Origin of the sequence: Streptomyces sp. NPDC051286 (genome assembly GCF_044455345.1) — a bacterium.
GTDB lineage: Bacteria > Actinomycetota > Actinomycetes > Streptomycetales > Streptomycetaceae > Streptomyces.
The window spans coordinates 167,322-193,910 of sequence record NZ_JBITER010000011.1; the positions used below are offsets into that span (position 1 = coordinate 167,322).

Here is a 26,589-nt window from a genome sequence, read left to right on the forward strand (position 1 = left end):
TGCTTACGGAGAACACCGCAATGACCGAGAGCACGACCATCCGCTGGGAACAGGACGAGACCGGCGTCGTCACCCTCGTACTCGACGACCCCAACCAGTCCGCCAACACGATGAACCAGGCCTTCAAGGACTCCATCGCGGCCATCGCCGACCGTGCGGAAGCCGAGAAGGACTCCATCCGCGGCATCATCTTCACCTCCGCCAAGAAGACCTTCTTCGCGGGCGGCGACCTCAAGGACATGATCAAGGTCGGTCCCGAGAACGCCCAGGACGCCTTCGATGTCGGCACCGCCATCAAGAACTCGCTGCGCCGCATCGAGACCCTCGGCATCCCCGTCGTCGCCGCCATCAACGGCGCGGCCCTCGGCGGCGGTTACGAGATCGCGCTCGCCTCCCACCACCGCGTCGCCCTCGACGCGCCCGGCTCCCGCATCGGCCTGCCCGAGGTCACCCTCGGCCTGCTGCCCGCGGGCGGCGGTGTCACCCGCACCGTACGCCTCATGGGCGTCGCCGACGCGCTGCTGAAGGTCCTCCTCCAGGGCACCCAGTACACCCCGCAGCGCGCCCTGGAGAACGGCCTCGTCCACGAGGTGGCGGCCACGCCCGAGGAGATGCTCGACAAGGCCCGCGCCTTCATCGACGCCCACCCCGAGTCCCAGCAGCCCTGGGACGTCAAGGGCTACCGGATCCCCGGCGGCACCCCGTCGAACCCGAAGTTCGCGGCCAACCTGCCCGCCTTCCCGGCCAACCTGAAGAAGCAGCTCGGGGGCGCCCCCATGCCCGCGCCCCGCAACATCCTGGCCGCCGCCGTCGAGGGCTCCCAGGTCGACTTCGAGACCGCGCTGACCATCGAGGCCCGGTACTTCACCGAGCTCGTCACCGGCCAGATCTCGAAGAACATGATCCAGGCGTTCTTCTTCGACCTCCAGGCCGTCAACTCCGGCGCCAACCGCCCCCAGGGCATCGCGGAGCGCCAGGTCACCAAGGTCGCCGTCCTCGGCGCCGGGATGATGGGCGCCGGGATCGCGTACTCCTGCGCCCGCGCCGGCATCGACGTCGTCCTCAAGGACGTCTCCACGGAGGCGGCCGCCAAGGGCAAGGCATACAGCGAGAAGCTCCTGGCCAAGGCGCTCTCCCGGGGCCGCACCACCGAGGCGAAGCGCGACGAACTGCTGGCCCGCATCACCCCGACCGGCGACCCGGCCGATCTGGCGGGCTGCGACGCCGTCATCGAGGCGGTCTTCGAGGACACCGCGCTCAAGCACAAGGTGTTCCAGGAGGTCCAGGACATCATCGAGCCCGACGCGCTGCTCTGCTCCAACACCTCGACCCTGCCGATCACGGTCCTTGCCAAGGGCGTCACGCGCCCCGCCGACTTCATCGGCCTGCACTTCTTCTCGCCCGTCGACAAGATGCCGCTGGTCGAGATCATCAAGGGCGAGCAGACCGGCGACGAGGCACTGGCACGCGCCTTCGACCTGGTCCGCCGGATCCAGAAGACGCCGATCGTCGTCAACGACTCGCGCGACTTCTTCACCTCGCGCGTCATCGGCCAGTTCATCAACGAGGGCGTCGCCATGGTCGGCGAGGGCGGCGAGCCCGCGTCGGTCGAGCAGGCCGCGGCGCAGTCCGGCTACCCGGCCAAGGTCCTCTCGCTGATGGACGAGCTGACGCTGACCCTGCCGCGCAAGATCCGCAACGAGACGAAGCGCGCGGTCGAGGAGGCGGGCGGCATCTGGGCCGGGCACCCCGCGGACGCGGTCATCGACCGGATGGTCGACGAGTTCGGACGCACCGGACGCAGCGGCGGCGCGGGCTTCTACGACTACGACGAGGACGGCAAGCGGGCCGGACTGTGGCCGGGGCTGCGCGAGCACTTCACCAGGACGGACGCCGATGTCCCGTTCGAGGACATGAAGGAGCGGATGCTCTTCTCCGAGGCACTGGACAGCGTCCGCTGCCTGGAGGAGAACGTCCTCATCTCGGTCGCCGACGCCAACATCGGCTCCATCATGGGCATCGGCTTCCCGCCGTGGACCGGAGGCGTGCTCCAGTACATCAACGGGTACGAGGGCGGCCTGCCCGGCTTCGTGGCGCGCGCCCGGGAACTCGCCGAGAAGTACGGCGACCGGTTCCTGCCGCCCGCGCTGCTGGTGGAGAAGGCCGAGAAGGGCGAGACCTTCCACGACTGACCGGCGCCCCCGCGGACGGCGTACCGCCGGGAGGCTGCGCTATCCGCACCCTCCCGGCGGAAAATACCGGGTGGACAGCGGGACACCCTGCTAGCGTCAGCGCCATGAAGCGCGCTGCCATGACGACGACGCCGGAGAGTGTCCCGGCGCGCTGACAGATGTCTCAGTCCGAAGCCCCGGGGCGAGTGCCCCGGGGCTTCGGCTTGCGGTCACTCGCCCGATGACCGCGAGGAGACCGCCATGCACGACCACCGCAAGCTCGGCCGCGAGCTGGGCCTTTTCGACACCGACCCACTGATCGGCGCGGGACTTCCCTACTGGCTGCCCGACGGGGCGACCGTGCGGCACACCCTGGAGGAGTACATCCGCGCCGCCGAGCGGCGGGCCGGCTACCGGCATGTGTACTCGCCGGTGCTGGGCAAGCGGGAGCTGTACGAGATCTCCGGGCACTGGTCGCACTACAGCGACGACATGTTCCCGCCGATGGACCTGGGCTCGGAGCAGGTCGTCCTGCGACCGAGTCTCTGCCCCCATCACGCGGTGATCTACCGCTCCCGCTCCCACAGCTACCGCGAGCTGCCGCTGCGCATGGCCGAACTGGGCGGCATGTACCGCTCCGAACTCTCCGGCGTGCTCGGCGGACTGACCCGCGTCCGCGCCATCCAGCTGAACGACGCGCACATCTTCTGCACCCTGGAGCAGGTCGCCGGCGAGGCACAGGCCGCCCTGGAGATGATCCGCAGTGCGTACGAGGCGCTGGGCATCCGCCCGGCCCGCTACCGGCTCTCCCTCCCCGGCCCCGGCGGCAAGTACGTGGCCGCGCCCGAGAAGTGGCAGCGGTCCACCGCCCTGCTCACCGAGGTACTCGACCGCTCCGGCCTGCCGTACGACTCGGCGGAGGGCGAGGCCGCGTTCTACGGCCCGAAGATCGACGTCCAGGTCACCGACGGCGCGGGCAGGGAATCCACCCTGTCCACCGTCCAGATCGACTTCCACCAGCCCGAGCAGTTCGACCTGCACTACATCGGCGCCGACGGTGCGAAACACCGGCCGGTCATGGTCCACCGCAGCATCATCGGCAGCGTGGAGCGGGCCGTCGCCCATCTCATCGAACAACACGGCGGCGCGTTCCCGGCCTGGCTCGCCCCGACCCAGCTGGCGATCCTCCCGATCTCCGAGGCCGAGCTGCCCCACGCCGAGGCGCTGGCCCGGCGCTGCACCGACCTCGGGCTGCGGTCCGGCATCGCCGGACCGGAACGCGGCACCCTGGGCGCACGCATCCGCGAGGACCGCCTGGTGCCGTACCAGGCCGTGATCGGCGCCAGGGAAGCCGCCGACGACCACGTCGCCGTACGACTGCGCGACGGCCGTCGCCTCGACCCGCAGCCTGCCGACGTTTTCCTCGAACGGATCGGCGCGCTCATCGACGCCCACAGCACCGAGCTGTGGGACGACGTTTCGTAATGAACTGTCCACCGGCAGTGAGCCCCTGTCCGTGGCGGGGCTCACTCCGCCGTGAAGGCCGCCCGCAGTTCTTCCTTGAGCGACCGCTGGAACGCGGTCACCAGCGCCTGCAGCACCATCGGCTGCATATGGGCCGACAGCGACTTCATCGCCGCCACCTGCTCCGGGTCCGACTCCCGCTCCCGGTACGGATTCCACACCTCGTCCCGGAACAGCCGCGTCAGCTCGTGCGCGGCGGAACGGGTGTGCTCCAGCAGCACCGTGCGGGCCGCGAGGATCGTCTCGTGCGCGATCGGCACGTCGAGCAGCTCGACGCCGAGACGCAGCAGCCCGGGATCGACCCGGTAGCTACCGGCCGCCGCCTCCGCACGCGCCAGAACGCCCATTGCGGCCAGCCGGTCGATGTCCTCCTCGGTCAGCGCCCGTCCCGCCCGCCGCTCCAGCTCCGTCCGGGTGGCGTGCTCCGCCGAGTCCGGCGCCCAGGACGCCACCAGCGCCCGGTGGATGGCCAGGTCGTGCGCGCTGAGATCGGGCGGAAGCTGCTCCAGATAGCGTTCGATCGCGGCCAGGGTCATGCCCTGGTGCTGAAGCTCCTCGATCAGCGCCAGCCGCGAGAGGTGCTCGTGCCCGTAGTGACCGACCCGGCGCGGTCCGATCACGGGCGGCGGCAGGAGCCCCCGCGTGCTGTAGAAACGCACGGTGCGTACGGTGACTCCGGCGCGCGCCGCCAGCTCGTCGACGGTGAGCGTCGGCTCCTCGGTCCCGGTCGCCATGTCTGCTCCTCGCTGCTGACCGCTGGGCACTGTTGTCCTCGGTCACGGCTGTACGTGGGCACGGCCGCATCCATTGCATCCATTCGGTTCAACAGTATTGCTGTCTCACCACAGTTGTGAAATTGCCCACCAGCATCGAAGCGCAGTCCTGTGACTTAGAGTGCCCGGCAGTAGGCTTCGCGGCGCCGCGGGGCCGGCGCACGCACCTCGCGGCGTTGTCGTCAATCACCAACGCTCCGCGTTGGCTCAATCCTCCGCCTTGCAATGCACGCACCCCAGCCCCGCTCCTTCACCCGCGCTGCCTACTGCCGGGCACCCCGTGTCGACCGACAACTCGAAGAGGCCCTCACCCACGGGCCTGACCCGCTCCACCTCGCCAAGGTTTTCGGGCTCGACGAGAAGACGGCGATGCGCTACGCAGACTCCGCACGATCTCTCCTGGGACAGGCCGCTGAACAGCTGCTTCGGTGAAGTGCTCGACCGAGACGCTCATTTGGCCGGGTGAGCAACATGCGGTCAAGGCTGAGTCAGGAGCCCGGGCCGATCGGCGGAGACGATGAGCACGGAGCAGCTGTGGGACCTGGGCGAGTGTGCGACTCCTGCGCACCGAACACGCCGTCGTCACAGCTCTGTGTCAGGCCAAAGATCCAACAGGTTGTCGCCGAGGCCTGCACCGGTTTCGGCTGCGGCGACGTGAAGGGGTTGTTCGGTCCAGATGACCTTGCCGCGCGTGCCGTACCGGGTGCCCCAGCGCTGGGCGTACTGGGCGACGAGGAACAGGCCGCGGCCGCTCTCGTCGGTGGTGACCGCCCGGCGCAGGTGGGGGGAGGTGCTGGAGCCGTCGGCAACCTCGCAGATCAGCTGGTTGCGGTCGTGCAGCAGGCGGAGCCTGATGGGCTGGGTGCCGTACCGGATGGCGTTGGTGACCAGCTCGCTGACGATCAGCTCGGTGGTGAAGGCCACCTGGTCCAGGCCCCAGGTCTCCAGCCGGTCGGTGACGTCGGCGCGCACCTGGGAGACGGCTGCGGGGTCGGAGGGAACGTCCCAGTCGGCGACCCGTTCCGCGTCCAGTAGCCGGGTGCGGGCGACCAGCAGGGCGATGTCGTCGCTGGGGCGCTCGGGCGTCAGTGCGTCGAAGACCGCCTGGCAGGTCTGTTCCGGGCTGCGGCCGGGGTGGGACAGGACATCGCGGAGGAGTCCCAGGCCGGCGTCGAGGTCCTGGTGGCGATTCTCGATGAGTCCGTCGGTGTAGAGGACCAGTTGGCTGCCCTCCGGCAGCTGCAATGCAGCGGTTTCGAACGGGAGGCTGCCACCCAGACCGAGAGGCGGGGAGACGGGGACATCGGGGAAGGTGACAGTGCCATCGGGGTGGATGAGGGCGGGACCCAGGTGACCGGCGCAGGCGATGTTGCACACCCCGGAGACCGGATCGTAGATCACGTACAGACAGGTGGCGCCGGTGACTCCTTCGCCCTCACCTTCGCCGGCGGCCTCGTCGGCGTCGATGTGGGCGACCAGCTCGTCCAGGCGGGCCAGCAGCTCGTCCGGGGCGAGGTCCAGGGTGGAGAAGTTGTGCACGGCGGTGCGCAACCGGCCCATGGTGGCCGCCGCGTGCAGCCCGTGCCCGACCACGTCTCCCACGACCAGGGCGACCCGGGCCCCAGGCAGCGGGATCACGTCGAACCAGTCCCCGCCGACTCCCGCCTGCGCGGGCAGATAGCGGTGGGCCACCTCCAAGGCTGACTGCTTGGGCAGGCCCCGGGGCAGCAGACTGCGCTGCAAGGCGACGGCCATGGTGTGCTCGCGGGTGTACCGGCGGGCGTTGTCGATCGCCACCGCGGCGCGGGCGACCAGCTCCTCGGTGAAGGACAGGTCCTCCTCCTCGAAGGATTCCTTCTCCGAGCGCCAGAAATTGGCGATTCCCAACACCACGCCGCGGGCCTGCAGCGGAACCGAGATGAGCGAGTGAATGCCCAGCTCCAGGACCGTCCGAGCCCATTCAGGGTCCCCGGCCCGCCACCTGTCGGCACGGGCCAGATCCTGTTCCAGAACCGCATGGCCGCTTTCCCAGCCCTGCATCTGCGGTGTGGCGGGCGCGAATGTGATCAGCTCTCCCGTCGGGACGAAGGGAAGGCTGGTGCGGACGCCACGGATGGCGGTGCGGCGCATCTCGGTGCGCGCGTCGGTCGGCTCCTCGCCCCGCAGGATCGGATCCAATAGCTCCACGGTGACGAAGTCGGCAAACCGCGGGACGGCCATCTCCGCCAGCTCCTCGGCAGTGCGCACCACATTCAGCGTGGTGCCGATCCGCACCCCCGCGTCGTAGAGCAACTGCAGGCGCTCGCGGGCCACCTCGACCCGGCCTGTGAGCGTGCGCAGTTCGGTCGTGTCGCGCAGCGTCGCCACGCTGCCGGCCGAGCCGCCGTGGCGGTGGACGGGCCGCACATTGACGGCCAGCAGCCGGTTCCCCGCCAGGTGCACCTCGTCGGTGGCCGCCCGCCCCGAAGCGAGCAGCTCGGCAGTGCCCGGGGGCAGGCCGAGATCGGTGACCTGGCGCTGCTCCGCGTCCGCCGGTAGGTCCAGCAGCCGACTCGCCTCGTCGTTGGCCAGTAGCAGCCGCCCGTCGCCACCGATGATCAGCACGCCTTCGCGCACCGCGTGCAGCACCGCGTCATGATGCTCGTACATGCGCGTCATCTCGGCGGGGCCCAGCCCGCGGGTCTGGTGCAGCAGCCGACGGCCCACCAGCGCCGACCCGCTCGCGGTCAGGGCCAGCGCGCCGCCCGCGGCACCGAAGATGATCGCCAGCTCCCCCTGCACCGCTTCGTTCACCTTCTTGACCCTGACCTCGGGGGACACGATGCCGGCAACCGAGCCGTCAGGCCTGAAGACGGGGACCTCCGCGAACACGCTCAGACCCAGCGGGGTCACCTCGGTGTCCGTGAGGGTCTTGCCCCTCACCGCCTCCTTGTAGGGATCGGCCTTGACGACATGTTTCCCGATCTTGTGCGGGTCGGGGTGGGTGTATCGGATACCGTCCGTGCTGATGATCACGATGCTGTCGACGCCGGATCGCTCCTGGGCCCTCTCGGTGCGCGGCTGCAGCACCGCGGTCGGATCGCGGCTGTCCAGCGCCTCCACGATCCCTGGGGAGTTCGCGAACGCTTCGGCGACGGCAAGCGTCCTGTCGCGGGCCTTCTCCGTGCCTTGGCGCCGGGCCTGCACCGCCAGCGCCACCACCGTCGCGGCGACGAGCAACACCACGACCGCCAGCTGCAGAAGGAACACCTGGCCGGCGACGCTCCGCGGGCTCAGCAGGGAGCGCAGGCGCCGCCCCCGCGAGGGGTGTGGGACCTCCCGCCCGCCCCCCGGACGCGTCCGCTGCCCCGTTCCCGGACGCGGAACCTCACGCCGAATCCGCGCACGCCAACCAGCGAACAGACGGGAAGACGCCACCGAGGATCGGCGGAAACATCTGAGCACACCCATGGATCCAGTGTTGCCGATCGCCGGGAGGAAACCGGTGCGCCGCAAGGCGAACGGCGGCGGTCGGAGGCCTTGACCGCGCAGTGACCAGCGGCCAGGGTGCTGCGCATTGCGCACTCAGTTGTGTGGCAGCAACGGAGGGGTGATGAAGCCCGTGCCCTTCTGATCACCGGCACCGTCGGGGCAGGCAAGACGTCGGTGGCCGGCACTGTGGGTCACGATCGCATACTGGAACACACACCAGCCGGGCACCGGCCCGCACGCCACCGAACGCTGGGAGTATCCGTATGAGCAGCGAAGCACCCCGGGACAGGGTTCGGGATCCCGAGCCGCCGCCGCCCGGCGGAGTGCTGTGGAGCCTCGCCGGGGATGTCCGCGCCCTGCTGATGCTCCCGGCGGCCCTCACCCTCCAGGTTGCGCACCCGGCGGTCGGCGCGGGCGTCGACGAGTACTCGGTGTTCCGTACGGACCCGTGGGGGCGCGGCGAGCGGTCCCTGCGCTCGCTCCTGCTCTGGGTGTACGGGGGCGAGGAAGCAGCCGAGGAGGGGCGCAGGCTGCGGAAGCTCCATCGCACCATCCAGGGCACGGACAGCCGAGGGCGCCGCTATCACGCGCTGTCACCGGAGAACTACGCGTGGGTGCACGCCACCGGCTTCCCCATCTACCGGCACGCCACGCGCTATCTCGTTCGCCCCCTCACCGAGGTGCAGGAACGGGCCCTGTACCGGGAATGGCTTCAGGTCGGCCGGGTCCTCGGTATCCACGACCGGGACATGCCGCAGTCGATCGAGGAGTTCTGGCCGTACTACCGCAAGATGCTCGCCGACGAGATCGAGACGACCGTCGTCGTCGAGGAGCTGGTCGCCACCGACCGGCCGGTACCGCCACCGGACCGCGGCCCGCTGCCCGTCAGACTGCTGCTCAAGGCGCTGTGGCCGCTTGTGCTCCCGCCGCTGGCCCGGTTCCGTAGGTTCATCACCATCGGGCTGATGCCGCCGGACGCGCGCGAGGCGATCGGTCTGGAGTGGACGGACGCTCAGGAGCGGAAGCTGCGGCGGTTCTCCGTTGTCGTGCGGGTCGTGGTGCCCGTGCTTCCGGAGCGGCTGCGCTATCTGCGGTTCGCCCGCGAGGCGCGGGCGGAGCACCGCAGGGCGGTCCGGGGCGCTTCTCGCTGAAGGTCCTCCGGAGTGGACGGGCGGCGCGGTCGGCGCCGCCCGTCAGGCTTCGGGACGAGACGTTCGGATCAGGGTTTGCGCCCGATGCCGCTGGCCGCGTGCCCCTGAGCGGCGTCATCCCGCGGCTGGTCGGGATCGGGCCGCCAGGCCGCCGTCCTGACGACGCCGGGGTCGACCAGGTCCAGGCCGTGGAAGAAGTCGGCGATCTGTTCCGGACTGCGCAGGTGGTACGAGCTGGCCGAGTTCGCGTTGTACGTCCTGATGGCCGCGTTCAGCGTTTCGCTCGTGTTCGTACCGTCGCTCAGCGCCAGGTAGCTGCCCGAGGGCAGCGCGGCCACGAGCCGGTCGACGATGGCCCACGGGCCGTCCTCGTCGGGCAGCTGCCCCATGATTCCCAGCATCGTCAGACCGATCGGCCGGCTGAAGTCCAGTGTTCTGGCCGCCTGTTCGAGGATTGTGTCGACGTCCCTCACATCGGCGTCGATGTACGCACACTCGCCCTCGGGGGTGCCGGCGAGCAGTGCGCGGGCGTGGGTCAGTACGAGGGGGTCGTTGTCGACGTACACCACCCGGCACTCCGGCGCCAGCCGCTGAGCCACTTCGTGGGTGTTGTTGGCGGTGGGCAGGCCGGTGCCGATATCGAGGAATTGGCGTATGCCGGCCTCCGCGGTCAGGAAGTGCACCGCGCGGGCGAGGAAGGCCCGTTGCAGCCGGGCGATCTGGGCGAAGTCGGGAAACGCCCGCAGGATCATGTCGCCGGACTCGGCGTCGACGGGGTAGTTGTCCTTGCCCCCGAGGAGGTAGTTCCATACCCGGGCCGAGTGCGGTCGGTCCGTCTGCAGCCTGTCGGTAAGTGAGCGAGAAGAATCATTCATGATCAGAGCTTGGCACAGAGGCGTGCCGCTCAGGCCGATGCCCGCTTGATGAAGTCGGTCGGCATGATCACGGAATCGGGTTCCTCCCCCTCGCCGTCCAGCCGGTGCATCAGCGGACCAACGATCAACCTCCCCGTCACTACGGCATCCTGATGGACTGTCGTCAACGGCGGATCGGCAGCCTCGGCGACCTGCTCCAGGCGCACCCCCGCCCCGCCGTTCACGACCCGGGAGGCCGTCGCCCTGGAGACCCCTGCGGGGGCCGCGACGGCCTCCGGCGTGGGACGGACCTCGCGAGCGGAATCGGGGCTCGGACCGGGCAGGGGGACGCACCTCGTGCGCACGCGAACCGGCCGCGAGCGGCCGGGGGCCGGCGGACCGGCACGAACCCCGCCGGACTGTCGGCGCCGTCACCCCCCTCGCCCGGGGGTGACGGCGCCGACAGTGCCCCTGTGGATCAGTCCCGGTCGTGGATCGTGTTCGTCGCGGCGATCTTCTTCCAGGAGGCGGGCTGCCCGGCGCTCCGCACGGTCCGTGCCGCGCCCGACGCCGGAGCGTCCGGCCGCGACGGCTGGTACAGCCAGGTGTCGAAGAAGCCGGCGAGCGGCGTGCCCGACACCCGTTCCGCGTACGTCACGAAGTCGCTCACCTTCGCGTTCCCGTAGGCATGCTCGGCCGGCCAGCCCTTCAGCAGCGCGAAGAAGGTCTCGTCACCCAGCTTGTTCCGCAGCGCCTGAAGGGCCAGCGCCCCACGGTCGTAGACGGCCCCGTGGAACTGGTTGTCCGGACCCGGGTCTCCCGGCTTCACCGTCCAGAACGGGTCGTCCGCCGGGTGGAGGGCGTACGTGTAGTCCGCCAGTTCCTGCGCCGTTCCCTCGCCCTCCTTCTCCGACCACAGCCACTGGCTGTACCGGGCGAAGCCCTCATTGATCCAGATGTCCTTCCAGCCGTCGACGGACACGCTGTCGCCGTACCACTGGTGCGCCAGCTCATGGACGACCACCGAGACATTCGCGCCATTGGCGAACTGCTTCGGGCTGTAGAACGGCCGGGTCTGCGTCTCCAGAGCGAAACCGCTGGTCACATTGGGCACGTAGCCGCCGAGCGCGTTGAACGGATACGGACCGAAGACACCCGTGAGCCACTCGGCGACCTCGGTGGTCCGCTCGATGCTGGCGCGCGCCGCCCCGTCGTTGTCGCCGAGGTCCTTGCTGTACGCGTTGAGAACCGGCAGCCCGTCCGCCGTCGTGTCCTTGGTGATGTCGAACTTGCCGATCGCGAGCGTCGCCAGATACGCGGCCTGCGGCTTGTTGGAGCGCCAGTTGAAGCGCGTCCAGCCGAGTTTCGAACTCTGCGACTGCAGCACGCCGTTGCTGATGGCCTGGGTCCCGTCCGGGACGGACACCGACACGTCGTACGTAGCCTTGTCCAACGGGTGGTCATTGCTGGGGAACCACCACACGGCCGACTCCGGCTCCTGCGCGGCCACGCCACCGTCCGGGGTACGGGCCCAGGCGGTCCAGCCGCCGATCTTCAGCTCGGACGGCTTCCCGGCGTACCGCACGACCACCGAGACGGACCGGCCCTTCGCCAGGGTGCCGGCCGGCGTGATCTCCAGTTCCTGGGTTCCGCTCTTCGCGTACCGCGCCGTCTTCCCGTTCACCCGCACCTCGGAGACGTCGAGCCCGAAGTCGAGGTTGAAGCGCGAGAGATCCTGGGTGGGGGTGGCGAGGATCGTCGCCGTGCCCTCCAGGAGGTCGGTCGCGGGCTGATACTTCAGCCGCAAGTCGTAGTGGGACACGTCGTAGCCGCCGTTGCCACTGGCCGGGTAATAGGGGTCGCCGATACCCGAGGCGCCCGCGGTGCCTCCCGCGGCCGATGCCGGGATCGCCAGCAGCAGGGAGGCCGCGAGTGTGCTTGGGACGATGAGTCTGCGGTGCACGAATGCTCCAAGTCTTCGGGGCGGATGCTCTTTCCGGCCGGTCCTTCGACACTATTCAGCGTTCCCCAGCCTGGTCGTGTCCATGGCCACCCCTGTCACACGATCGCCATTCGGCCGACATGACACCTTGACTGCCTTTCCGTCACATCGGCCTGCGATCGCCCCCTGTCGCACAGGAGTTGACCGGGGTACCTTCCGCAGATGCCGATACGCGCGCGGGGTACCCGCTTGACGTACAGATCGCTGGTGGTGGCGGCCTCGGCCGCCCTGATGACCGTCCTGCTCTCGCCGGCAGGTGCACAGGGCTCGAGCCCACGGGAGAGCAGAGCCGTCTACTCCTACGGGAACGCCGTCCGTGAGTCCGTCTGGGTGGACACGGGCCTGGACGGCGACGGAAACGGGAAGAGCGACCGCGTCGCCGTCGACATCGTCCGGCCGCGCGAACCCGCACAACAGGGCCGCAAGATACCCGTGATCATGGACGCCAGCCCCTACTACTCGTGCTGCGGGCGGGGCAACGAGAGCCAGTTGAAGACGTACGACACCAACGGCGACCCCGTCCAGTTCCCGCTCTACTACGACAACTACTTCGTCCCGCGCGGCTACGCCTTCGTCGCCGTGGATTTGGCCGGTACCAATCGCTCCGACGGCTGCGTCGACGTCGGTGGCCGCTCGGACATCCAGTCCGCGACAGCCGTCATCGACTGGCTGAACGGCCGGGCCCGCGGCTACACCACCCGCACCGGCACCGAACGCACCTCGGCAGGCTGGTCCAACGGCCGCACCGGCATGATCGGCAAGAGCTACGACGGCACCATCGCCAACGGTGTGGCGGCGACCGGTGTCGACGGGCTGCGGACCATCGTCCCGATCGGTTCCATCTCCTCCTGGTACGACTACTACTTCGCCCAGGGCGCCCCCCTCTACGACGGTGGTCCCGAATGGCTCTCCGACTATGTCGAGAGCCCCGGGGCGCGGGCGCGCTGCGCTGCCGTGCAGCAGAAACTCGTCGACGAGGCGCCCCGTACCGGCGACTGGACGAATCTCTGGAGCGAGCGCGACTACGTGAAGGACGCCCGCAAGGTGAAGGCCAGCGTCTTTGCGGTGCACGGGATGCAGGACCTCAACGTCCGCACCAAGCACCTTGGCCAGTGGTGGGACGCCCTTGCCGCACAGGGGGTGGAGCGTAAGATCTGGCTCTCCCAGACCGGCCATGTCGACCCGTTCGACTTCCGGCGCGCCGAGTGGGTCGACACGCTGCACCGCTGGTTCGACCACTACCTCCTCGGTTACGACAACGGCATCGACCACGAACCGATGGCCGATATCGAGCGCCACCCCGACCAGTGGTCCACCGACAAGGTCTGGCCGCCGCGCACCACCGCCGCCACCACCGTGCGCCCCGGCACCGGCACCGCACCCGGTGTCGGCACCCTCACCCGGAGGACCGCCCGGCCCGGCGCCACCGAGACGTTCACCGACGACCCGAAGCAGAGCGAGACGGACTGGGCCGCCGACCTGGACCGGTCCACGGACGCCAAGGCCGGGTTCCTCACCGCGCCGCTCGCCCACGACCTGCGGCTGTCCGGCTCGTCGAGGGTGACCGTCACCGCGACCCCGACCACCTCGACCGCCCATCTCTCGGCCGTCCTCGTCGATGTCGGCCCCAACACCATCCGGGACTACGGCGCGTCCGGCGAAGGCATCAGGACCCTCACCGACCGCACCTGCTGGGGTGCGAGCACGGCCGGCGACAGCTCCTGCTTCAAGGAGACGACGGCCAGGACCGCCGCCGTCGACCGGACCGTCTTCAGCCGCGGCTGGGCCGACCTCGGTACGTACGCCTCTGGAGGCAAGGGCCGCCCGCTCACCCCGGGCAAGCGCTACACGATCACGGTCGATCTGGCCGCGAGCGATCACGTGGTGCCGGCCGGACACCGCCTCGCCCTGATCGTCGCGGGCACCGACCAGGACCTCATCGATCCGCCGGCCTCCACCCCCACGCTCACCCTCGATCTGGCGCGCACGTCCGCGAAGCTGCCGTTCGTCGGCGGCGCCGCAGCGTTCGTGCGCGCCACCGCGGGCCCCGCGCACGCGGTAGCCACCCCCCACGCATCCCGTCCCGAAGGCGTGGCACCGCCGCGTCCCGCACTCCGTATCCCGGGAGGCAGCCGCTCATGAGACTCCGTATCCCGCTCGTCCGCAACCTCGCCATCGCCGTCGCGGCGACGGCGCTGGCCGTCCCCCTGGCCGCCGCGCCGGCCGAGGCCGCGCCCACCCCGCCCCGTACCGGCTTCGAAACCAGCAACGGGGCCCACTGGACCGGCCAGTCGGAGGAGCAGTCCTTCCTCGCCGCCGTCGACCGGGGCAGCGACCGGGTCTCCGTCGACCGGATCGGCACGACGAAACAGGGCCGCCCGCTCCAGCTCGTCCGCATCGGCCAACACCGCCACGCGGCCGCCACGGTCCTGCTGATCTGCAGTCAGCATGGCAACGAACCGTCCGGCCGCGAGGCGTGTCTGACCACCATTCGCGATCTCGCGTACGCAGACGACCGGGCGACCCGCACCTTCCTCTCGCACACCGATGTCCTCGTAGTGCCCACCGCCAACCCCGACGGGCGCGCCGCGAACACCCGCGGCAATTCCGACGGCGTCGACATCAACCGTGACCACATCGCCCTGCAGACCGCCGAGGCGCGCGCCATGGCAGCGGTCATCCGCGACCGGAAGCCCGAGGTGATCTACGACCTGCACGAGTACGGTGCCACCCCGCCGTACTACGACAAGGACCTGTTCGTCCTCTGGCCCCGCAACCTCAACGTCACCGACCGGGTGCACAACGAATCGCGGACCCTCGCGGAACAGTACGTGCGGCCCACCGCCAAGGACGCCGGCTACAGCAGCGGTCTCTACGGGATCTGGACCGACCCGGTCACCGGAGACCCCATCAAGCAGACGGCGGGCGACGGGCAGGAGCGCATCCTGCGCAACACCTCGGGAATCAAGCACGCGGTGGGCCTGCTCATCGAGTCCCGCGTCGATGCGCTCACCGACGCCGAGAAGGCGGACCCGGCCCTCAACAGCCGGCGTCGCGTCGACTCGCAACTCGTCGCGCTTGACGGACTGCTCCGGTTCACCGACGAACGACGGGGTCCCATCGGCGCCGCCACCGCCGCGTCCCGGGCGGCCGGGTTCGCCGACCGCGGCCCCGTCTACCTCGGGGGCGCGGACAACGACCCGGCCGAACCTGTCGACATCCTCCAGGACCCGCCGTGCGGCTACCGTCTGAGCGCCGCCCAGTTCGCCGAAGTCAAGGACGAACTCGCCCTGCACGGCGTCACGTCCCGGCCTGACGGTGACGGAGCGTACGTACCGTTGCGGCAGTCGGCCCGGAACCTGATTCCGCTCCTCCTGGACGAGCGGGCGACGTATCACCTCACAAGCGCACAAGTCGATACGGCTTGCTGATCCCATGAGCATGTGATGCGTGTGGCACTGCCTACGGAGAGCGGAACTCGGCTTCCGTGAAAGGTGCCACTCGTGTCGTAGGACGAACGGAGAACGGGCGGCCGGGGGATCTGCCGATCACGGCGGATCTGCCCGGCGACCCGACGCGAGACCGGCACCCCACGACCGACGGGGTGGTGTCCGAGATCCGCATCGGCCCGGTCCGGCCCGATCACGGACCACCGCGATCACCCGTCCGAGCCCGGAACGCCGCCCGACTGAGGCCCCGGCGCGCCGCCCTCCGCCGTGCCGCCCGCGCCCCCGCCCCGCGGCCCGGTTCAGGAGAGGAGATCGGCCGCCGCCCGCGCGCAGCCCAGGGCCACCGTCACCCCCGCACCCCCGTGCCCGTAGTTGTGCACCAACCGCCCGCCGCCCGGCAGCGGTTCGGCCTCGATCCGCACACCGGTGTCGCGCGCGGGACGCAGACCCACCAGGTGCCCGATGACCCGCGCCCCCGCGATCTCCGGCCGGATCCGGGCACACCGGGCCACGATCTCCTCGGCGGTCCGGGGGTCGGGCTCCGTGCTCCAGTCGTCCACCTCGGCCGTGCCGCCGAGAACCAGCCTCCCGGGCTGCGGGAAGAAGTACGTCGTCGCGTCCGAGGCAGGGTCCGCCTCGGTGAACCACTCCTCGATCCCTGGGTTCTCCACCAGCACCAGCTGGCCGCGGACCGGGCGCACTCCGGCATCGGGGACCAGCTCCCGCACCCCGAGACCGGTGCAGTTGACCACCGTCGACGCCTCGGCGGCGGCTTCGTCGAACGAGGTGACGGTACGCCGCTCGACAACGCCACCGGCCGCCGCCAACTGCCGCTCCAGCCAGCTCAGATGCGCCGGCATGTCGATCAGCGGCAGCCGGACCCGCAGCCCCTCCGCGACCTCGGTCACGTTTTTCAACTGCCCCGCCCACGAACCGAGAGCGGCGAGCCGCTCGCCCCCGTGCAGACCGGAGACCAGCCGCACCCCCGTCTCGTCCGGGCGCCCGGCCAGCTCCTCGTATCTCCGGAGCGACGTCAGTGACCAGTCGCCGACCAGCCCCTCCGGCTCGATCCGGTACGGCCACCACAACGCCCCCGCCACCGCCGACGTCGTCGCCGCAGCCGGCTCCCGGGACCAGACCCGCACCCGGTGGCCGCGCTCGGCCAGCACCAGGGCCGTGGTCAGCCCGCTGATCCCACCACCCACCACGATCACGTCCGGCACGTCCGTCTGCCCCGTCATCTCTGCCCGTGTGTCGCTCATGGCCGGACGCTAACGGAAAGTCCTGGTCAGTGGTGACCCCCGGAGACGTGATTCGGGTCAGCGGCCTTTGTCGAAGAACTCTGCTCCGCGTCTTCCCGCCATCGCGTACAGCAGCAGGATCTGGACCAGAGCGCCGAGCACGGTGAGAGTCACCGGGACCGCCACATCGGGTGGTTCGGGCGGGAACAGGCCCTTCTTGGGGGTGGCCAGATCGCCGAGCGTCAGCAGCACAGCCGCAGCGGCACCCAGACTCACGGATGACGTGAGGATGCTGAGGGCCCGCGCCCAGATCCGTCCGTTCAGCAGGCCACGGATCACCGCGACCAGCAGCACCAGCCCGGGCAGCACGGCAACCGTCGCGGACCCGACGAGGACGGAAGCGACCGCGAGCAGCGCCCGTCCCGCGCCTCCTTGCCCTTCTTCTGGGGCCGTTCCCACTGGGTGTTGATGTACTTCTCCACTGTCGCGGCGCTGACCGCGCCGACCGATGCGGCGAAGTACGACGACGACCACAAGGTAGGCGTCCGCGACTTCAGGTGCAAAAACTCTTCCCGCAGCACGCGGGAGGTGAAGCCCTTGACAGCTACCTCCACAATGCCGTCGACGACCACTCCCGCCTCGCCTACAGCGAAATCCTCACCGACGAGAAGAAAGAGACCGCCACCGCTTTCTGGGCCCGGGGCCCACGCGTTCTTCACCCAGGCCGGGATCACCGTCGAACGCGTCCTGACCGACAACGGCGCCTGCTACAGCCGCGATGAACGGCGACCTGGGCGGGCCCGCCCCGCGATCCGCACCCGCACCCGCACTCGCGCGGAACCGCGCCGCGTCCGGTGCCCCCGCGGGCTTCTCCGACACTCGTCGAGAGCGAAGCCGTCCGCCGATTAGGATCGACACCCTGATGACTGCCACTCTCGTCGCCAAGGACCTCGCCGCCGGACACGGCGACCGCACACTCTTCGCCGGACTCGACCTCGTCGTCGCACCCGGTGACGTGATCGGTCTCGTCGGAGTCAACGGAGCCGGAAAATCGTCTCTGCTCCGGCTGCTCGCCGGGCTCGACCGGCCGGAGGAGGGTGAGCTGCGGCTCTCCCCGCCCACCGCCACCGTTGGCCACCTCCCGCAGGAGCCGGAGCGCCGCCGGGACGAGACCGTGCGGGACTTCCTCGCCCGCCGGACCGGCGTCGCCGACGCCCAGACGGCGATGGACGCCGCCACCCAGGCCCTCGTCGACGGGGCACCGGGGGCGGACGACGCGTACTCCGAAACCCTCGAACGCTGGCTGGCCCTCGGCGGCGCCGACCTCGACGAGCGTGCCGAGGAGGTCGCCGCCGACCTCGGTCTGACGGTCGGCCTCGACCTGCCGATGACCGCGCTATCGGGCGGCCAGGCCGCCCGCGCCGGACTCGCCTCGCTGCTTCTGTCGCGGTACGACGTCTTCCTGCTCGACGAACCCACCAACGATCTGGACCTGGACGGACTGGAGCGGCTGGAGCGCTACGTCTCCGGGCTGCGCGCCGGCACCGTCGTCATCAGCCACGACCGCGAGTTCCTGATGCGTACGGTCACCAAGGTCCTCGAACTCGATCTCGCCCAGCAGCAGATCAACCTCTACGGCGGTGGGTACGAGGCCTATCTGGAGGAGCGCGACCGGGCCCGCAGGCATGCCCGCGAGGAGTTCGAGGAGTATGCCGACAAGCGCTCCGCCCTCGAAGGCCGCGCCCAGATGCAGCGCGGCTGGATGGACAAGGGCGTCAGGAATGCCCGCCGCAAGGCCACCGACTCCGACAAGCTCGGCCGCAAGTTCCGCAGTGAAGCGAGCGAGAAGCAGGCCGCGAAGGCCCGGCAGACGCAGCGCATGATCGAGCGGCTCGATGTCGTCGAGGAGCCGCGCAAGGAGTGGGAGCTGCGGATGGAGATCGCCACGGCCCCGCGCTCCGGATCGGTCGTCGCCACGCTCCGCGAGGCGCAGGTCGTGCGCGGAGACTTCGCGTTCGGGCCGGCGTCGCTGCAGATCGACTGGGCGGACCGGGTGGCGATCACCGGCGCCAACGGAGCCGGCAAGTCCACGCTCCTCGCGGCGCTGCTCGGCCGCCTGCCGCTGGACTCGGGCCATGCGACGCTCGGCTCGGGCGTGGTGGTGGGCGAGGTGGACCAGGCACGGAAACTGTTCCACGGCTCGGAGACCTTGCTGGAGGCGTTCTGCGCAGCCGTCCCCGAGACCGAATCGGCCGAGGTCCGCACGCTGCTCGCCAAGTTCGGGCTGCGCGCGGACCATGTGATGCGGCCCGCCACGACCCTCTCCCCGGGCGAACGGACCCGGGCGGCCCTCGCCCTTCTCCAGGGCAGGGGGGTGAACCTCCTGGTCCTGGACGAGCCGACGAACCACCTCGACCTGCCCGCGATCGAACAGCTGGAGTCGGCGCTCGACTCGTACACGGGGACGCTGCTGCTGGTCACGCACGACCGAAGGATGCTGGAGGCGGTGCGGACGACGCGGCGCGTCGAGGTGGCCGACGGCAGGTTGACCGAGGCCTGACCCACTCAAGCCCGAGCAGGCGAAAGCCAAGCCCGAGCAGGCGAAAAACCAAGCCCGTCCGGCGATTGAGGACAAAAAAATGGGGTCCGGGGGCGGAGCCCCCGGTTTCAGGAAGGGGCGGGTGGGGGACAGCCGCGCAGCGGACCGCCCTCACCCGCCCCCGCCGTCAGCGATTCCTTCCGCTCTGCTTCGGATCCGCCAGCCCCGCACGCCGCAACGCATCCGCCATGGCGCTGTTCACCGGCGCCGGCGCAGGCGCCTGACGCGCAGAGCCGCCACCACTGCCACCGCGTCGGTCACGGTCCTGACCGCCCTGACCCTGACCCTGACGCTGCCGCGGCGGCCGACCGCCCTGGCCGCCCCGCTCCCGCTTCGTCCCGCCGCCCTGCGACGACGACTGTCCCTTTGAAGCCTCGTCGTCCAGCCGCAGCGTCAACGAGATCCGCTTCCGCGGAATGTCGACGTCCATCACCTTCACCTTCACGATGTCGCCCGGCTTCACGACATCCCGCGGATCCTTCACGAAGGTCTTCGACATGGCCGACACGTGCACCAGGCCGTCCTGGTGCACACCGACGTCCACGAACGCCCCGAACGCGGCGACATTCGTGACGACCCCCTCCAGCACCATCCCGGGGGCCAGATCACCGATCTTCTCGACGCCCTCCTTGAAGGTGGCCGTCTTGAACGCGGGCCGCGGGTCGCGACCCGGCTTCTCCAGCTCCCTCAGGATGTCCGTGACCGTCGGCAGCCCGAATTTCTCGTCCACGAAGTCGTCCGCCCGCAGCGACCGCAGCACACCCGAGTTGCCGACCAGCGACGCGACATCCCCGCCGACCGTCTTCGCCATCCGCCGCACCACCGGGTACGCCTCCGGGTGCACGCTCGACGCGTCGAGCGGGTCGTCTCCCCGGATCCGGAGGAAGCCCGCACACTGCTCGTACGCCTTCGGGCCCAGCCGCGCCACGTCCTTCAGCGCCTTCCGGGACCGGAACGGCCCGTTCGTGTCCCGGTGCGCGACGATGTTCTCGGCGAGACCGGAGCCGATGCCGGAAACCCGTGAGAGCAGCGGGGCCGACGCGGTGTTGACGTCGACACCGACGCCGTTCACACAGTCCTCGACGACCGCGTCCAGTGAGCGCGACAGCTTCACTTCGGACAGGTCGTGCTGGTACTGGCCGACACCGATCGACTTCGGGTCGATCTTCACGAGCTCGGCCAGCGGGTCCTGCAGACGCCGGGCGATCGACACCGCACCACGCAGCGACACGTCCATGTCGGGGAGTTCCTGCGAGGCGAAGGCGGAGGCCGAGTACACCGAGGCGCCCGCCTCGGACACCATTACCTTGGTGAGCTTCAGCTCCGGGTGCCTCTCGCACAGTTCACCCGCGAGCTTGTCCGTCTCGCGGGACGCCGTGCCGTTGCCGATCGCGATCAGATCGACGGAGTGCTCCTTCGCCAGCCGCTCCAGCTTGGCCAGGGACTCGTCCCACTTGTTCGCCGGGACGTGCGGGTAGATGACGTCGGTCGCGACGACCTTGCCGGTTGCGTCGACGACGGCGACCTTCACACCCGTACGGAAACCGGGGTCGAGCCCCAGCGTGGCGCGCGTCCCGGCCGGCGCGGCGAGCAGCAGGTCGCGCAGGTTCGACGCGAAGACCCGTACCGCCTCGTCCTCCGCCGCTGTCCGCAGCCGCAGCCGCAGATCGATCCCGAGGTGGACGAGGATCCGGGTCCGCCACGCCCACCGCACCGTGTCGCCGAGCCACTTGTCCCCCGGGCGGCCCCGGTCTGCCACGCCGAAACGGCGGGCGACCATGTTCTCGTACGTCGAAGGGCCCGGTGTCTCCGAGGGTTCCTCCGGCTCCAGGACCAGGTCGAGCACGTCCTCCTTCTCGCCCCGGAGCATCGCGAGGACCCGGTGCGAGGGCAACGCGGTGAACGGCTCGGCGAAGTCGAAGTAGTCGGCGAACTTCGCCCCCGTCTCCTCCTTGCCGTCCCGCACCTTCGCGGCCAGCCGCCCGCGCGACCACATGCGCTCACGCAGCTCGCCGATCAGGTCGGCGTCCTCCGAGAACCGCTCGGTGAGGATGGCACGGGCGCCCTCCAGAGCAGCGGCCGCGTCCGCGACGCCCTTGCCGGCATCGACGAAGGCGGCGGCAGCGGCGAGCGGTTCGACGGACGGGTCGCCCAGCAAACCGTCGGCGAGCGGTTCGAGCCCTGCTTCCCGTGCGATCTGCGCCTTGGTCCGCCGCTTCGGCTTGAACGGCAGATAGATGTCCTCGAGCCGCGCTTTGGTGTCGGCGGCCCGGATCTGCGCCTCCAGGGCCTCGTCGAGCTTGCCCTGTTCGCGTACGGAGTCGAGGATCGCCGTCCGCCGGTCCTCCAGTTCCCGCAGGTACCGCAACCGCTCCTCGAGCGTGCGCAGCTGCGCATCGTCGAGCATCTCGGTCGCTTCCTTGCGGTAGCGCGCGATGAACGGCACGGTCGACCCGCCGTCGAGCAGCTCTACGGCCGCCTTCACCTGCCGCTCGCGTACGCCGAGCTCCTCGGCGATCCTGCCTTCGATGGACGTCGTCACGGTTCTACCGACTCGCCTTCTCGTACTGGCTGTGCTGGGCTGTACTGGCTGTGCTTACCGGGGCGGGGCCCCTTCCGTCTGCATTGTGCCGGGTGGTCGGGCGCCGTGTCGCCCGACCACCCCACTTGTCCGCCGGTCGGCGGGTCGGCGGAATCAGCCCTTGCCCATCAGATCGGCCGGGAACGCGCCCGCAGAAGCCGCCGTGACGAGGAATCCGCGCGCCAGCTCGGTGAGCCGCTCCACGCCCTCCGCTCCCAGATGCTCGTACGGTGCCAGGTCCATCCGGTCCGTGGTGTCCTCCAGCTCCGCCCGCAGTGTGACGCCCGCCTCCGTCAACTCGCCCTCGCTGTCCAGGAGTCCGCGCCCGCGCAGCCGTTCGGCCGCGTCCTCCCAGTCCGTGGGGCGCCAGCCGCGGCTGGCGAGCACCCAGCGCGGGGACATTCCCTTTCCGGTCGCGGTGTGGCTGACCAGGGCCTCGACCGGGTCGAGACCGGCGGCGAGGAGCGCGGCGAGATGGCCGTCACCACGGTGTTCGCGCAGCAGTGTCCCGGCGTGCCAGTACGCCAGGTGCGGCTGCTCCGGCACTGGCAGATCGGCGTGGGCGGCGTAGAGCGGCCGGGCGTGTCGCGTGCACGCCTCGGCGGCGCGCAGTGCCAGCCCGGCCGCCTCGGCCATGTCGGAGGAGGTGATGATCTCCTCGCCCAGCAGCCGGCGCAGCGTGGAGTCGGCGGCGCGCAGGCGGGCGTCCAGGACCGCCTGCGGCGAGGCGACGGACCACACGGCGGGCAGATGCCGGGCAACGAGGTCGTGGTTGAAGTTGTAGAAGGTCGCGGTGACCGTGCCGGGGCCGACGGCGCCCAGCGCCGCCGCGCGTCCGGCGATGTAGACGGCGTTCGAGTCGTCGATGCCGAGCTCCCCGAACTCCTTGCCGAGGTCGGGGGAGAAGTAGATCGTCGAGTGCAGCGGGTTGATGGCGTTGTGGCAGCGGCGTCCGGCTTGCGGCGGCAGATTACTCATACGTTCACATTACCGACTGGTCGGTACGTTCTGTAACCCCTCGCGGGGCACCCGATTCATGCGGGCCGGGCATGGGAGAAAAGGCGGGCATTTCGTCATTGCGGCCATGCTCCCCGCTGTCCAGGATGTGCACGGGGGTGCTGCTGCTCGCCGCGGCCGGGCTCCTGGACGACCTCTGTCTGCAGCGGCTCGCTGCCGCTCGCTGCGGCCGGTCTGCTGGAGGGGTGGCGCACCGCCTCGGACTGGCTCGCCCGGAGGGCGTGGCCCGCCGCGGACCGGGCGGGACTCTGTGGACGCGCCCCTACAGGATGTCCGGCGGATCACGGCCGGCGCTCAGGTCGTCCAGGTGAAGCGCGGCGTCCGCCGCTCCAGGAAGGCGGCGACACCCTCCGCGGTGTCGCCGCTGCGGCGCGCCTGCTCCACCCAGTACGCGTCACGGTCCTCCCGCCCCGTGGCGAACTCCTTCGCCGCCGCCTGTGTCAGCTGTGAGCGCGATGCCAGGATCCGTACGTACGCCTCCACCCGCTTGTCCAGCTCGCCGGCCGGCAGTACCTCGTCCACCAGTCCGGTCCGCAGTGCCCGTTCCGTGTCGATCAACTCGCCGGAGAACAGCAGATGCTTTGCCGCGGCCGGTCCGATCAGCGAGACCAGCCGCCGGGTCGACGACGCGGCGTAGACGATCCCGAGCTTGGCCGGGGTGACGCCGAAGGAAGCGCCTTCCTCGGCGAACCGCAGATCGCAGGCGGCCGCCAGCTGGCTGCCGCCGCCCACGCAGTAGCCGCGCACCGCGGCGAGCGTCGGCCGGGGGAAGGCGGCCAGGGCCTCCTCGGCCGCCACCGCCAGAGCCTGCGGATCGTACGCCGGGCCGCTCGCCCGGTCCCGCAGCGAGGAGATGTCCGCGCCCGCGCAGAAGGTGTCCCCGGCGCCGGTCAGAACCAGGGCGCGCACGGCGGGGTCGGCGGCCATCCGCTCCAGCAGTCCTGGCAGCGCCTGCCACATGGCGGCCGTCATGGCGTTGCGCTTGGCCGGGTTGCTGATCACGACGGTGGCGATGCCGTCCGCGACGGTGAGCTGCAGCTGCGGTTCCGTACGGTCCATGCGCCGGATGCTATCCGTCCCGTTCGAACCTATGATCAAGATGCGGGTGGGAAGCAGGCACGCACCGTGAGGAGCTGCCAGATGTCCGGTCCCGACCTCCAGGGCAGGAAGCTGAGCCGCGGCTTCAGCGGGCTCGTCCTGCTCGGTGCTCTCCTCGTCGTGGCCGGCCTGGTCGGTCTCGTCTACACCGAGGCCGCCACGCTCACCTCGATGCTCCTCTTCGGCTGGCTGCTGCTCATCGGAGGCCTCATCGGTCTGCTCCACGCGATCCAGTCCCGCGGCACCGACTACTTCTGGCTCGGTGTGGTGGTCGCCGCGCTGTACATCGCCGCAGGTGTCGTCGTGATCCGTCATCCGCACGGCACGGCCGAGGCACTCACCATGTTCGCCGCACTGCTCTTCCTGGCCGGTGGGGTGTTCCGGCTGGTGGGAAGCCTCGTGGTGCGCGGGCCGCAGTTCGGCTGGACGCTGTTGCAGGGTGCCTTCGGGCTGCTTCTGGGACTGTTGGTCCTCTTCGGCTGGCCGCACAGCAGCCTCTATGTGCTCGGCCTGTTCTTCTCGCTGGCGTTGCTCTTCGACGGGCTGAGCCTGATCGGGATCGGAGTCGGTGGCCGCCGCGCCGTCTCGCTGGTCTAGGAGGGCACTGAAGATCTTGGTCGGGCTCCCGGCGCCTTGCATGCACATCTGCGGCGTTGCCAAAACGGCCTGACAGCTCCGCTATGAGGCCGCTTCGGCGCCTTGCAGCTGCACGCACCAGACGCCGCTCGCTGATCCGGCCAAGATCTTCAGCACCCTCCTAGGGCGTGTTGGCGGCCGAGGCACTGCCGGACAAGCCCTCAGAAGAAGATCAGAACCAGTCCAAGAAGTGACGCTGTCATACTCATTCGAAAAAAATTCTGTCGATAGAAGTCGACTTCTGTTCAGTAGCACAGCCCGGACCGACTACTCCCCGCACTCTGTACTTCGACGTGCAGTGACTGTCGAGTCGAGAGCGGGTGCGGGAACTATGGAGAGCCGCGGGAGTGTCCCCGCCAGGCCCGTGCCGTACGAGGGAGTCTGGCGGTTCACCGCGCCGGCCGTCGACGTCTCCGTACCGCAGGCCCGGCACGCCGTACGCGATTTGCTGAACCGCCAGGGCGTGCCGATGGACGAAGGCATCGCCCAGGGCCTGCTGCTCATCGTCTCGGAGCTGGTCACCAACGCCGTGAAGCACGCCGCGCTGCTCTCCCCGGAGCTCGCCGTCGAGGTGGCCGTCGGCGTCGAATGGGTCAGAGTCTCCGTCGAGGACAACCACCCGTACCGGCCCACGGCGCTGGAGACGGACTATGCGCAGACGGGCGGGCGCGGGCTGCTGCTGGTCCGGGAGATCACGAACGAGGCGGGCGGCACCTGCGATGTCGAGCACACGGCAGGCGGCGGAAAGATCATCTGGGCCGCGCTGCCGCTGAACCCGTACCTCTGACCGCCTCTGACCGTCCCGCGCCCGCCGTTCGGTTCGCCGCTACCAGCCCGCGGACGGGCCGGTCAGCTCCCTGATCGCCGGGCGCGCGGCATCGAGCACCGTCATGAACCACGCCGAGAACGGTGCCTCGGCATGCCGCTTCGCCAGTTCGTCGGCGGCCACGAACGCTGTCTCACCGACCTCCTCCGGGTCCGGCTCCGGCTCCGCCTGGGCCATCCCGACGAAGAGGTGGTTGAACTCCTGCTCCACCAGGCCCGAGGCCGGGTCGGGGTGGTTGTAGCGGACGGTGCCCGCCTCGGCCAGCAGCGAGGGTGAGATCCCGAGCTCCTCGTACGTACGCCGGGCGGCGGCGGTGAAGGGTGCCTCGCCCGGGTACGGGTGGCCGCAGCAGGTGTTCGACCAGACACCGGGGGAGTGGTACTTGCCGAGCGCCCGGCGCTGCAGCAGCAGTCTGCCCTGCTCGTCGAAGAGGAACACGGAGAACGCCCGGTGCAGTTGACCGGGTGCCTGGTGGGCGGCGAGCTTCTCCGCCGTGCCGATGGTGGTGCCGTTCTCGTCGACCAGTTCGAGCATGATCGCTTCTGCTGTGCCGTTCGACGAGCTGTTCGCCGCGGTGGCTGGTGTGGTCGGCATACCCATCCTTCGCTATGGTGCCCGGCCTCGTGCGCCGGTCCCCTCGAGTCTGCTCAAGTCTGCCGTACAAAAGCGGCTTGTCCGTACTTCGGGTCCTGGCATGTCCGGTCCCGCCGGACCTGGTGGATGCGGCGGGACCGGACGGCACGTCAGATCCCGAATATCGCCGGATACTGGATCGTGCCCGTCGGCACGGGCCGGGAATCGTTGAGGACCAGAGCCATCATCGCCTCGTCCGGGACCTCCAAACCCGCCCGGATCCCGTACCGGGACGCCGGTACGAAGCCGAACCGCGGGTGGTAGTCGCGATGCCCGAGCACCAGCACGAGCGACTCGCCCCGCATCCGGGCCGCGTCCAGGACGGCCCGGACCACCGCCTGCCCCGCGCCCTGCCGCCGGCGGCCCGGGGCCGTCGCCACGGGGGGCCCGTGCGAGCGCCGGTGCGTCACCGACCCGGCACCGGGTCGGCAGGGCGTACGTGCCGTCTGTGCGGACACCGGGTGCATCGGGCCGTCTCGGTCCCAGAAGGCGCGCGCCGCACTCACCAGACGCCGCCGGGCCCGCCCTGCGGGCGGGCGACGCACCCTCCTAGCCGGGAACCC

Annotated in this window: 20 protein-coding genes and 4 pseudogenes; 11 read left to right on the plus strand and 13 right to left on the minus strand. The window is 70.2% G+C overall.

Features of this window, described 5'->3' with window-relative positions; translation table 11 throughout:
* Positions 1-20: 20 nt before the first annotated feature.
* Together ACIBB8_RS14415 and thrS are read left to right on the plus strand one after the other, a co-directional pair.
* Positions 21-2,192 carry a 3-hydroxyacyl-CoA dehydrogenase NAD-binding domain-containing protein gene (locus tag ACIBB8_RS14415; protein ID WP_398951891.1) on the plus strand — a complete coding sequence of 724 codons (2,172 nt, stop codon included), beginning with the start codon at positions 21-23 and terminating at the stop codon, positions 2,190-2,192.
* Between the two features lie 138 nt (positions 2,193-2,330).
* A complete protein-coding gene (thrS, locus tag ACIBB8_RS14420) occupies positions 2,331-3,656 on the plus strand; it encodes a threonine--tRNA ligase (protein ID WP_398951894.1) in 1,326 nt (441 codons plus the stop codon).
* A gap of 41 nt (positions 3,657-3,697) precedes the next feature.
* On the opposite strand, the gene ACIBB8_RS14425 is transcribed toward thrS, so the two are convergent.
* The gene (locus tag ACIBB8_RS14425) at positions 3,698-4,429 is read right to left on the minus strand and encodes a MerR family transcriptional regulator (protein ID WP_398951896.1); all 732 of its coding nucleotides are present in this window, start codon (positions 4,427-4,429) and stop codon (positions 3,698-3,700) included.
* 264 nt (positions 4,430-4,693) lie between these two features.
* Between ACIBB8_RS14425 and ACIBB8_RS14430 the strand changes: the two genes are divergently transcribed.
* On the plus strand, positions 4,694-4,900 hold the full coding sequence (locus ACIBB8_RS14430) for a hypothetical protein (protein WP_398951898.1): 207 nt from the start codon (positions 4,694-4,696) through the stop codon (positions 4,898-4,900).
* Positions 4,901-5,050: 150 nt separating this feature from the next.
* On the opposite strand, the gene ACIBB8_RS14435 is transcribed toward ACIBB8_RS14430, so the two are convergent.
* Positions 5,051-7,717 carry a SpoIIE family protein phosphatase gene (locus tag ACIBB8_RS14435; RefSeq protein ID WP_398951900.1) on the minus strand — a complete coding sequence of 889 codons (2,667 nt, stop codon included), beginning with the start codon at positions 7,715-7,717 and terminating at the stop codon, positions 5,051-5,053.
* A 485-nt stretch (positions 7,718-8,202) separates the two neighbouring features.
* Here ACIBB8_RS14435 and ACIBB8_RS14440 point away from each other — a divergent pair, with 485 nt between their 5' ends.
* Entirely contained in the window at positions 8,203-9,090 is an 888-nt protein-coding gene (locus tag ACIBB8_RS14440; RefSeq protein WP_398951902.1) for an oxygenase MpaB family protein, read from the plus strand.
* Positions 9,091-9,158: 68 nt separating this feature from the next.
* On the opposite strand, the gene ACIBB8_RS14445 is transcribed toward ACIBB8_RS14440, so the two are convergent.
* The 3 genes from ACIBB8_RS14445 to ACIBB8_RS14455 form a co-directional block, all read right to left on the minus strand.
* Positions 9,159-9,965: an SAM-dependent methyltransferase gene (locus ACIBB8_RS14445; RefSeq protein ID WP_398951905.1), complete on the minus strand. Its 807-nt coding sequence runs from the start codon at positions 9,963-9,965 to the stop codon at positions 9,159-9,161.
* 29 nt (positions 9,966-9,994) lie between these two features.
* A complete protein-coding gene (locus ACIBB8_RS14450) occupies positions 9,995-10,288 on the minus strand; it encodes a substrate-binding domain-containing protein (RefSeq protein ID WP_398951969.1) in 294 nt (97 codons plus the stop codon).
* A 134-nt stretch (positions 10,289-10,422) separates the two neighbouring features.
* Positions 10,423-11,907, minus strand: coding sequence for a M1 family metallopeptidase (locus ACIBB8_RS14455; protein WP_398951908.1), 1,485 nt, complete (start codon positions 11,905-11,907; stop codon positions 10,423-10,425).
* A gap of 201 nt (positions 11,908-12,108) precedes the next feature.
* Here ACIBB8_RS14455 and ACIBB8_RS14460 point away from each other — a divergent pair, with 201 nt between their 5' ends.
* Positions 12,109-14,088, plus strand: coding sequence for a Xaa-Pro dipeptidyl-peptidase (locus ACIBB8_RS14460; RefSeq protein WP_398951910.1), 1,980 nt, complete (start codon positions 12,109-12,111; stop codon positions 14,086-14,088).
* Positions 14,085-15,377 carry a M14 family metallocarboxypeptidase gene (locus tag ACIBB8_RS14465; RefSeq protein ID WP_398951912.1) on the plus strand — a complete coding sequence of 431 codons (1,293 nt, stop codon included), beginning with the start codon at positions 14,085-14,087 and terminating at the stop codon, positions 15,375-15,377. Before ACIBB8_RS14460 ends, ACIBB8_RS14465 begins: the two co-directional genes overlap by 4 nt.
* A gap of 317 nt (positions 15,378-15,694) precedes the next feature.
* Here the strand turns inward: ACIBB8_RS14465 and ACIBB8_RS14470 are convergent, their stop codons facing one another.
* The 3 genes and pseudogenes from ACIBB8_RS14470 to ACIBB8_RS14480 all read right to left on the minus strand — a co-directional run.
* The gene (locus ACIBB8_RS14470) at positions 15,695-16,657 is read right to left on the minus strand and encodes an FAD-dependent oxidoreductase (protein ID WP_398951914.1); all 963 of its coding nucleotides are present in this window, start codon (positions 16,655-16,657) and stop codon (positions 15,695-15,697) included.
* 57 nt (positions 16,658-16,714) lie between these two features.
* Entirely contained in the window at positions 16,715-17,095 is a 381-nt protein-coding gene (locus ACIBB8_RS14475; protein WP_398951977.1) for a hypothetical protein, read from the minus strand.
* Positions 17,095-17,241: pseudogene (locus ACIBB8_RS14480) on the minus strand (transposase); the annotation flags it as partial. The pseudogene ACIBB8_RS14480 and the gene ACIBB8_RS14475, both read right to left, overlap by 1 nt.
* On the opposite strand from ACIBB8_RS14480, the pseudogene ACIBB8_RS14485 reads away from it, so the two are divergent.
* Positions 17,239-17,407, plus strand: a pseudogene (locus ACIBB8_RS14485) (DDE-type integrase/transposase/recombinase); the annotation flags it as partial. The pseudogenes ACIBB8_RS14480 and ACIBB8_RS14485 overlap by 3 nt on opposite strands.
* A 151-nt stretch (positions 17,408-17,558) precedes the next feature.
* Positions 17,559-19,196: an ABC-F family ATP-binding cassette domain-containing protein gene (locus tag ACIBB8_RS14490; RefSeq protein WP_398951917.1), complete on the plus strand. Its 1,638-nt coding sequence runs from the start codon at positions 17,559-17,561 to the stop codon at positions 19,194-19,196.
* Between the two features lie 166 nt (positions 19,197-19,362).
* Here ACIBB8_RS14490 and ACIBB8_RS14495 read toward each other — a convergent pair whose 3' ends face one another.
* Together ACIBB8_RS14495 and ACIBB8_RS14500 are read right to left on the minus strand one after the other, a co-directional pair.
* Complete coding sequence (locus ACIBB8_RS14495) at positions 19,363-21,777, minus strand: Tex family protein (protein WP_398951919.1); 2,415 nt, start codon at positions 21,775-21,777, stop codon at positions 19,363-19,365.
* Between the two features lie 153 nt (positions 21,778-21,930).
* Positions 21,931-22,794: a hypothetical protein gene (locus tag ACIBB8_RS14500; protein WP_398951921.1), complete on the minus strand. Its 864-nt coding sequence runs from the start codon at positions 22,792-22,794 to the stop codon at positions 21,931-21,933.
* Between the two features lie 162 nt (positions 22,795-22,956).
* Here ACIBB8_RS14500 and ACIBB8_RS14505 point away from each other — a divergent pair.
* Positions 22,957-23,056, plus strand: a pseudogene (locus ACIBB8_RS14505) (DJ-1/PfpI family protein); the annotation flags it as partial.
* Positions 23,057-23,127: 71 nt separating this feature from the next.
* Here the strand turns inward: ACIBB8_RS14505 and ACIBB8_RS14510 are convergent.
* Positions 23,128-23,892 (minus strand): enoyl-CoA hydratase/isomerase family protein, encoded by a 765-nt coding sequence (locus tag ACIBB8_RS14510; RefSeq protein WP_398951924.1) that lies wholly within the window; start codon positions 23,890-23,892, stop codon positions 23,128-23,130.
* Positions 23,893-23,973: 81 nt separating this feature from the next.
* Here ACIBB8_RS14510 and ACIBB8_RS14515 point away from each other — a divergent pair, with 81 nt between their 5' ends.
* Together ACIBB8_RS14515 and ACIBB8_RS14520 are read left to right on the plus strand one after the other, a co-directional pair.
* Positions 23,974-24,528 carry an HdeD family acid-resistance protein gene (locus ACIBB8_RS14515; RefSeq protein ID WP_398951926.1) on the plus strand — a complete coding sequence of 185 codons (555 nt, stop codon included), beginning with the start codon at positions 23,974-23,976 and terminating at the stop codon, positions 24,526-24,528.
* 370 nt (positions 24,529-24,898) lie between these two features.
* On the plus strand, positions 24,899-25,354 hold the full coding sequence (locus ACIBB8_RS14520; protein ID WP_398951928.1) for an ATP-binding protein: 456 nt from the start codon (positions 24,899-24,901) through the stop codon (positions 25,352-25,354).
* Positions 25,355-25,393: 39 nt separating this feature from the next.
* Here ACIBB8_RS14520 and idi read toward each other — a convergent pair whose 3' ends face one another.
* Entirely contained in the window at positions 25,394-25,987 is a 594-nt protein-coding gene (idi, locus tag ACIBB8_RS14525; RefSeq protein WP_398951929.1) for an isopentenyl-diphosphate Delta-isomerase, read from the minus strand.
* Positions 25,988-26,136: 149 nt separating this feature from the next.
* Positions 26,137-26,464, minus strand: a pseudogene (locus tag ACIBB8_RS14530) (GNAT family N-acetyltransferase); the annotation flags it as partial.
* Positions 26,465-26,589: the final 125 nt, after the last annotated feature.